This window comes from Psychrobacter sp. APC 3279 (assembly GCF_030407795.1).
GTDB lineage: Bacteria > Pseudomonadota > Gammaproteobacteria > Pseudomonadales > Moraxellaceae > Psychrobacter.
Genome location: NZ_JASDCR010000038.1, coordinates 1 through 2794 on the forward strand (window position 1 = coordinate 1; position 2794 = coordinate 2794).

The window sequence follows — 2794 nt, forward strand, 5'->3', positions numbered from 1 at the left end:
ATCTGGGGCTATTATCAAACCGTGAGACCGCATACTTTCAACAGTTATTTAACACCGCTAGAAAAAGAGAAACGCTACTTTAATAAAAACCTCTTATCAGGTGTCCTAAATTAGTTGACCACTACAATACATACCCACATGTTTTGCTTGGATTATTAGCATAATTCTCACTTAATCTTTCAATTAATTCAAACTTCTGATTGTCTCGGGCAGTTGAATTTTTTGATGCCTCTGGTTGAAACTGTAACGTATCACGCCAGTTCAATTTTAGATGACTAAAGTTAGCAAACTGCTCAGCACCTCTTGCATCTGTGCCTGCCCAACGAAACTCACGACCAGGTGAAAAATTGATTAATCCACCGCCTCTTTCAACACCAATACTATCGTGGACAATCGGGTCAATGACGTTGTCCCATCCTTCTTCCTTAATTAATTTTTCATTAAAATCAATGCCTGCTTTGCCAGCTTCTTGAATTACCCACATTAATGATACGTCTGATAGATCACCTTCCTGATAGCCACCACCAATGTCTGAATGCGCGCCTAAAAAACCACGCTCTAATGGATTTGATGAGTTTGCAAGTTTAACGATTTGTGTTTATATTTTAGATATGAAGCGTATCGGGATACCCAATACCATTTTGGTTAACTTATGTAAAATTTAATGTGTTGAATAGATATTTATTTAGTGCCAGCTAATAGTACCAGAAGCAAAGCTATAACTCTCATCTAATGTAATTGTCATGTCTGGATGGATCACTATAGTCACCCAAAGCTTTGTACTCCAATCAAAAGGATTTAAATAAGACGAAACATCACCATCCTCTGGAATTTTGTACTTATATTTATTCATCAGCTGCTGAGGATAAATAGTATAGGTATGCCACTCTATATTAGCTTTAGATGCTTCTTCATCGGCTATAATCTTCTTATACTTGGGTAGATTAGATAATCTATTATAGTGAGTATCTACTTTTAACTTGTAGGCAGCCTCTGTTTCTTCTGGTTGCTTTGATCTAAAGCCGGGCATAGCAGGATACAGTCTTTCACTCGCTTCAACTGATATCCATTGCCCATACTCAATATTAATAGATTCGGGTAAAGACTCTTTCTTAATCTGGCAGTGCTCACCATAATAAAACATACTTAGAGAAGTATTTGAACATTTGAAATTATTATCTCCCCTGATCAAAACTTGAGGCTTATTCTCATCAAATCCTTGACCACCACTAGGATCAATTTCCAAATAAAACTTTCTATCTAAAGCGAAAGCACTGCTTGCTACGATTAATAACAACAAACTAATGACTATGAGGCGAAAACTTTCAGTAGGCTTTGATAAGTTTAATTTCATTTTTTAACTGTCGCTCCATTAACTTTTAGATTACTAAGACCATAACCTTTATTTTGTAGCCATTGAATATAATCTTTTATCTCTATTGTCTCCTTACTATTTGAACCATCATAGACTATAGTTCTATTTTTCTCACCGTCTATAGTTTTAAGAGCCATAATATCATTTGTCTGATCACATGCGTTCAAAACGTAACCACATCCTATACTTTCATCTTCAAGATACTCTTGTGTCAAACCTTGTATCTGCTGAAACTTATTCCTTCTAAAATTTTTATTACCTGTTTTATAAGTGGGCTGAAATTTTAATGTCTCATTCCAATCTAATTTCAAATGATTAAATTTAGCAAACTGCTGCGCACCTCTTGCATCTGTGCCTGCCCAGCGAAACTCACGTCCAGGTGAGAAATTAATCAGTCCTACACCGCCAATAGACCCTCCTCTTTTAACACCGATACTGTCATGTACGATAGGTCTAGTGACGTTGTCCCATCCTTTTTCCTTAATTAATTTTTCATTAAAATCAATGCCTGCTTTGCCAGCTTCTTGAATTACCCACATTAATGATACGTCTGATAGATCACCTTCCTTATAAGCCCCACCAATATCCGAGTGAGCGCCTAGAAACCCAAGTTCTATACGCTTATTTGTATTAACAGCCTCACTTGCTTTATCAAATATAGAGTAGCCATGAAACTGAGCACGATGCTCGTTGACAGCCACAGCATGAACAACTTTTTTGAACTTATCTGGTATAGATAATGACATGTTGAGAGCTTTCATCTCTGCAACATCATTACTTGTATTTTTACCAAATGCTGGAACAGTATCCCATAACCCCATGAAATTAAAATTAACTTTAAGTCCGCAGCTGCTCGTTAGCCAAGCTTGATTGTAAGTCCATGGCGTATCAATCCATGCTTTTCCTGCCCGGCCATTTTGTCTGTAAGCAGTATATGTTTTGTCTGTACCAGATAATAGCCTTTCTACTTTGCTTGCAAACATGCGAGCGGAAGTGGCACCGCGACTAAAACCTACTATATCTAAGTCCACTGTTATTGGTTTCTTATTACCTTTGTACTGTTGATCTACTTTGGCTAAATATTGTTCTAAATAGCCAATCATAGTATTTACTCTTCTAACTATGGAGAGTCCAAACCCGCCATCGGTTAAATCGCCTTTTTCTCTAGTGTACGGATCTGTCGTAGCAGCACCAGAAATATAAAACGCATTGTTTTTAGCAAATGCACCAAACGCCTTATTTTGTTTAGTTATTTTTGTAATAGCGCCATCAAACATTTTTGGTTCATTCGGATCTGAGCTATGCTGACGAAACCGTACAACTAAACTTGGTAAACTAAGCGTATTAACTGGAGTTTACCATGACCAAGAAAGTAAGAACCTACAGTGACGAATTTAAAGCAGAAGCCGTTAAGAAAAT

At 36.9% G+C, this 2794-nt stretch carries 3 protein-coding genes; all 3 read right to left on the bottom strand.

Features of this window, described 5'->3' with window-relative positions; translation table 11 throughout:
* Window positions 1–121: 121 nt before the first annotated feature.
* The 3 genes from QL898_RS13685 to QL898_RS13695 all read right to left on the bottom strand — a co-directional run bounded on the left by QL898_RS13685 (window position 122) and on the right by QL898_RS13695 (window position 2652).
* Window positions 122–484: a hypothetical protein gene (locus QL898_RS13685; protein ID WP_356639419.1), complete on the bottom strand. Its 363-nt coding sequence runs from the start codon at window positions 482–484 to the stop codon at window positions 122–124.
* Window positions 485–685: 201 nt separating this feature from the next.
* Window positions 686–1354, bottom strand: a complete 669-nt coding sequence (locus QL898_RS13690) for a hypothetical protein (protein ID WP_290177183.1) — start codon at window positions 1352–1354, stop codon at window positions 686–688.
* Entirely contained in the window at window positions 1351–2652 is a 1302-nt protein-coding gene (locus QL898_RS13695; RefSeq protein WP_290177184.1) for a DUF2235 domain-containing protein, read from the bottom strand. The genes QL898_RS13690 and QL898_RS13695 overlap by 4 nt, the downstream gene beginning before the upstream one ends.
* Window positions 2653–2794 lie beyond the last annotated feature (142 nt).